This window comes from Neisseria elongata subsp. elongata, assembly GCF_900113545.1.
Lineage (GTDB): Bacteria > Pseudomonadota > Gammaproteobacteria > Burkholderiales > Neisseriaceae > Neisseria > Neisseria elongata.
Map to the genome: position 1 here is coordinate 173,229 of NZ_FOPS01000006.1, position 6,025 is coordinate 179,253.

Below are 6,025 nucleotides of genomic sequence, written 5' to 3' on the forward strand. Positions count from 1 at the left end.
CCTGCCGACACACCGCCCGTATACCTGCCTGCCCGCACCCATGAAAGAGTGCTACAATCCGCCCCTTCACTCCGCAATCCGACCGCCCGACAAAACCGCCATGAAACGACCTGCCGCCCTAATGTTGTTGCTTGCCCTCAGCCTGCCCGCCACCGCTGCCGATACGCCGAATAGCGATTCAGACGGCCAAAACGAAGCGGACAAGCCAACACTTATCGAACGGGTAAAGTCGAAATTAAGTCCAAAAAGCGACGAAACCGCCTCCGCCCTCAAGCAAAAATATCCGGTACGCATCGAGGCGCAGCCGGCCGACGTGAAAGAAATGCTGCAGGAACACCTGCCGCTGATTACGCAGCAATTGGAAGAAGAACTGGATGCCGAACAGATGGAATTTCTGGCGGAAGAAGCCCCCGAACAAGTGCTGACAATGCTGAAAACCAAAGGCTACTTCAACGGCAAAGTAACCGTAAGCCGCAAAGGCATAGGCTATCTGGTAAGCGTAGACAGCGGGCCGCAAACCCAAATCGACAACGTCAGCGTCGCCATTTTGGGCGATGTGCTGCAAGACGAAAATTTGGGCGCGTATTACCGTTCGGCGATGGAAAACTGGAGCCTGCCGGTGGGCGCGACATTCAGCCAAGAAGAATGGAGCGGCAGCAAAAGTTCGGTTTTGTCGGCAGTACGACGGAAAAAATACCCGCTGGCCGAGTTTTCCTCCACCCAAGCCACGGTAGACCCGACCAAACATCAGGCCGATTTGTCGGTATCGGTGGACAGCGGGCGGCCGATTTACTTCGGCGAATTTGAAATCAGCGGCAACAAACGCTATCCCGCCGGCGTCGTGCGCGGACTGGCGCAGTTCGACACAGGCTCGCCCTACGATTTGGACAAACTGCTCGACTACCAACAGGCTTTGGAGCAGGACAACCACTATTCCGGCGCGTCCGTGCAGGCCGATTTCGACCGTCTGGAAGGCGACCGCGTGCCGGTAAAAGTAACCGTGTCGGAAATGAAAAAGCACAAGCTCGAACTCGGCCTCAGCTACGATTCCGAATACGGTTTGGGCGGCAAGTTCGGTTACGACTACTACAACCTGTTCAATAAAGGCTACACCGGCTCCTTCGTCGCCTCCGGCGACAAATACGAACAAACCGTGGCACTGGGCGTCAGCCAGCCGCGCCAAAACAACGGCCACTACTGGACAAGCTCGCTCGCCTACAACCGCAAAACCACGCAGAAACTGGAAACCGAAACCTGGACGGCCGGTGTGTGGTATGTGCGCGACCGCAACAACATCGAATCGCGGCTCGGCATCGAATATGTCGGCGACCAGGCCAAAATTCCCGAAGCCAAAGTGGATTTAGGACACTCCTATGCCACCATGCTGACGGCCTCATGGAAAAAACAGAGCATCGAAACCCAAATGCGGCCGGAAAACGGCTACTACCTCGATGTCAAAGGCGGCACCACACTGGGCAAACTGCTGTCTTCATCCTCCATGCAGCGCATACTCGGCAGCGCGGGCTATTACTTCACGCCGGAAAACAAAAAAATCGGCACCTTCGTCGCGCGCGGGCAAATCGGCTTCGTCAATGCGGGCGAAAGTAACGACGTACCTTCCGCCCTGCGTTTCCGCACCGGCGGCGCAACCTCCGTGCGCGGCTACGAACTCGACAGCATCGGCATCAAAGGCCCGTCCGGCGCGGTGCTGCCCGACCGCGCCCTCGCCGTGGCCAGCGTGGAATACCAATATCCGATCAACAGAAGTTTTTCCGCCGCCATTTTCCACGACATGGGCGATGCGGCGCACAGTTTCAAAAACATGACACTCAAACACGGCACGGGCATCGGCGTCCGCTGGTTCAGCCCCGTCGCACCGTTTTCGTTCGACATCGCCTACGGACATCAGGACAAACGCATCCGTTGGCACATCAGCTTAGGGACACGTTTCTAAATGACCGCACAGGAAGATATGCAGAGGCCGTCTGAAAACGGCGCGCCCGACAATAAAAGGCCGTCTGAAAAAACACGCGCGGGCAAATCCCCCGCCCGCCGGCTGTTGAAAACCGTTCTGTGGTCGTCCGTCCTGCTGTCGGCTTCGTCGGCCGGCTTTTTATATTGGCTCGCGGCCACCGAATCCGGCCTGCGCTTCGGCCTGTACACACTGCCCGAACTGGGCGGCGTGAAAATCAGCAGCAAAACCCTCAAAGGCACACTGTGGCACGGCTTCAGCGGCGAAGACTGGCGCATCGAAACCCCCTCCGCGGATTTGACCGTTTCCGGCCTCGGCCTGCAATGGCAGCCGCAGGAACTCTTTTCAGACGGCCTCCTCCACATCCGGCACCTGTCCGTCGGCGACCTCCACATCACCGCCAAACCGACACCGCCCAAAGAAGAACACCCGGCCAAACTGCCCGAAAGCATCAGCCTGCCGCTGGCTGTGAAACTGGACAAACTGAGCGTCGGCAAAATCAGCAGCGGCAAAGCGGGCAACACCTTCCTGCTCCGTGCGGAAGCCGCCTACGACTACGACCACAAACGGCACAAACTGATTCTGAACAGCCTGCAAACCCCATGGAGCAGCACGGGCGGCGAACTGGAAATTCAGACGGCCTCACCCTTTGCCCTGCAAGGCAGCATACGCGGCGGTGCGGAACTCGAAGGCATCGCGGGCGGCGGAGAAATCCTCTTATCGGGCGACTTGCGCCGAACCGCCTTCAAAGCCGATTTGGCCGGCGGCAAAGTCAGCCTCAAAGCCGAAGGCCTGGTCGGCCCGTTTGAAAACAGCCTCGACGAACAAATCGACCATATCCTGATTAAAGGCCACGCGCTGAATCTGGCCGAGTTCGTCCCCTCCGCCCCGCAGACCGACCTCGACTTCGACGCCACCATCGTCCCCTCGCCGCAAAAAGGGCTGGCACTGGAAGGCTCCATCGACCTGACCAACAGCCTGGCCGCGCCTGCCGACCAAAACGGCATCCCCGTCCGCAGCATACTGGGCGAGTTCACCGTCGGCGACAGCGGGATACTCAAAGTACACGACGTAACTGCCACCCTGCTGGAAGAAGGCGCGCTGATACTCGGCGGCGAAACCGATACCGACAAAAACACCTTCGCACTCGAAGCCATACTGAAAAACGCATCCCTGTCCGACTTCGTCAGCCAGAAATACGACGACGTATTCGAAGGCAGCCTGCTCCTGAACGGCACCTACCGCGAACCGCAGGCCAAATGGGATATCCGCGGCAACCGCGCCAGTTCCACCGGCGAACTGGCGATTGCCAACGACACGGCCAACAGCCAACGCAGCCTCAACATCATCAAAGCCTCCCTGCTGCCTAAAGACGGCGGCGGATTAGACATCAAAGGCAAACTGGAGCTGTTCAACGACCGCCTGCTCGAAGCCGAAGTCAGCAGCAAAAACTTCAATCCCGGCAAACTGCACCCCGACTTTCCCGTCGGCAGCATCAACGGCGACATCAAACTGAACGGCGTGCTGGCCGAAGAAAAATTCAGCGGCAAAATGCAGTTCGGCAACAGCGTGCTGTCCGGCGCAGTATTGAGTGGCAATGCCGACGTGCTTTATGAAAAACAACATCTTGCACGTGCAGCAGCCGATATCCGCCTGGGCAGAAACCGCGTCAAAACCGACGGCAGCTTCGGCAAGGAGGGAGACCGCCTCAACCTCGACATCAACGCACCCGAATTGGACAAATTCGGCTTCGGTCTCGGCGGCGCGCTGACGGCGAAAGGCTTCCTCGCGGGCGAACCGAAAAGCATCTCCGCCGACCTTTCCGGCAGCGTGCGCAACCTGCGCGTCAAACAGGCGGTCAATATCCGCGAACTCGACTTCAAAGCCGCCGCCTCACCCGACTACAGCCGTCCGCTCAACCTGCAAATCAACGGCCGCGAACTGGTCATCCCGGGCAGCTCGGGCGAATCCACGCGCATCGACGCCGTCAACGCCGCCGTATCGGGCACCGGCATGCGCCACAGCATCCGCAGCAGCGGCAGCATGGCGATGGGCGGCAAAAACTACAAACTCGATTTGGAAGCCGACGGCGGGCTGGACAAAGAAAACCGCTGGAAGGGCACAGTCGGCAGGCTGGACTTGAGCGGCGGCTTCAACCTGAAACTGCAAAACCGCATGAGCTTGGAAGCAGGTGCGGAACGCGTGGCCTTGGGCGCGGCGCAGTGGTCGGCGATGGGAGGCCGTCTGAATCTGAACAGCTTCGTGTGGGACAAGAAAAACGGCCTGACCAGCAAAGGGACGGCAGCCAATCTGAACGTGGCCGAACTGGAGAGCTTCTTCAAAATGCCCGTAGAACACAATCTGGTGCTGTCCGCCGACTGGGATTTGGCGTACAGCCAAAACGCACGCGGCTTTCTCAACGTGCGCCAACAAAGCGGCGACATCATCCTGCCCTACCGCAAACAAGCCCTGGTGCTGAACGGCCTGACCCTGCAGACCCGTTTCCAAAACGGTCGCATCGACAATCAAATCAACGGTAAAACGCGCTACGGCAACATTAGCGGCAACGTCGGCATCAGCCAGCAATTCGGCCATTCCATCATGCAGGCTCCCATCAGCGGCAACCTGAAAATCGACATTCCCGACCTGGCCGCGCTGAAAAACCTGATGCCGATCGGCCAAAGCATAAGCGGCTCCCTGAATGCCGAAGCGACCATCGGCGGACGGGTGGGCGAACCGCAACTCGGCGGCAGCCTCAACGGCGACAACCTGTATTACGTCAACCGCGACCTGGGCGTGATTCTGGACAACGGCAGCCTGCGTTCCCGCCTCAGCGGCCAGCAATGGCAGATACAGTCGCTGCTCTTCAAGCGCGGCAACGGCAACATCAACCTGTCGGGTACCGTCGGCTGGGGCGGCGGCGTGCCGGCAGTGGACGTGAATGCCGTGCTCGACAAATACGGCATCCTCGACAAACCCCGCCGCCGTCTGACCGCCAGCGGCAACACCCGCCTGCATTATGACGATAAAAACGGCATCATCCTCGGCGGCAGCCTGAAAGTGGACGAAGGCAACTTCGGCTTCCAAAAATCCGGCATGCCCGAATTGGATGACGACGTTGTGGTGTTGGGCGAACCGAAAAAAGAAACCCGCGATTCCGTTCCGTTCAGCATGGACATCGACCTGGATTTGAACGACAAAGTCTTCTTCCGCGGCGAAGGCGTGGACGTTACCCTCGGAGGCCGTCTGAAACTGACCGCCCAACCCAAACAAGACATTCAGGCCGTCGGCACGGTTGCCGTCGTGAAAGGCAAATACAAAGCCTACGGTCAGGATTTGAACATCACCAAAGGCACCGTGTCCTTCGTCGGCCCGCTGTCGCGGCCGAACCTCAACATCCGCGCCGTGCGCAACCTGTCGCCCGTGGGCGCGGGGGTGGAAGTGTTGGGCAACTTGGAAAACCCGCGCGTTACCCTCGTTACCAACGAACCGATGAGCGAAAAAGACAAACTCTCCTGGCTGATTCTGAACCGCGCCAGCAGCGGCAGCGACGGCGACGAAGCCGCTTTAAGCACGGCCGCCAGTGCCTTCCTGGCCGGCAAGCTCAACGACCGCATCGGCTTGGTGGACGACTTCGGCCTCACCAGCAAGCGCAGCCGCAACGCGCAAACGGGCGAACTCAACCCGGCCGAGCAGGTTTTGACCGTCGGCAAACAGCTTTCAAGCGAACTTTATCTCGGCTATGAATTCGGTCTGACCAGTGCCAGCCAGACTGTGAAGCTGGTATACCAACTGACTCGGACCATCCAGGCCATCGTCCGTGTCGGTTCGCAATCTTCGGGCGGCGAAATCAAATACGTCATCCGTTTCGATTAAAGGCCGTTGGGCATAGGGGCCGTCTGAAAACTTTTCAGACGGCCTCCCAACATATCCGTTGCCGCTGCCGATAATGTCGCCATTCAAACCTAACCCAAACAAAGCGGCGGCATAGGAAGTCATGCCGCTATATCATGCAATACGCAAATAGGCCGAGACCTTTGCAAAATCCCCCCC

The 6,025-nt window shown here is 58.8% G+C and carries 2 protein-coding genes; both read left to right on the forward strand.

The window, feature by feature from the left end:
• Positions 1-100: 100 nt before the first annotated feature.
• A complete protein-coding gene (locus tag BM261_RS07750; RefSeq protein WP_074897161.1) occupies positions 101-1,954 on the forward strand; it encodes an autotransporter assembly complex protein TamA in 1,854 nt (617 codons plus the stop codon).
• Positions 1,955-5,848, forward strand: a complete 3,894-nt coding sequence (locus tag BM261_RS07755) for a translocation/assembly module TamB domain-containing protein (RefSeq protein WP_074897124.1) — start codon at positions 1,955-1,957, stop codon at positions 5,846-5,848. It begins immediately after the preceding gene.
• Positions 5,849-6,025 lie beyond the last annotated feature (177 nt).

Coding starts and splice junctions, on each gene's coding strand:
- BM261_RS07755 (WP_074897124.1), top strand. CDS start 1,955: ATGACCGCACAGGAAGATATGCAGAGGCCGTCTGAAAACGGCGCGCCC.
- BM261_RS07750 (WP_074897161.1), top strand. CDS start 101: ATGAAACGACCTGCCGCCCTAATGTTGTTGCTTGCCCTCAGCCTGCCC.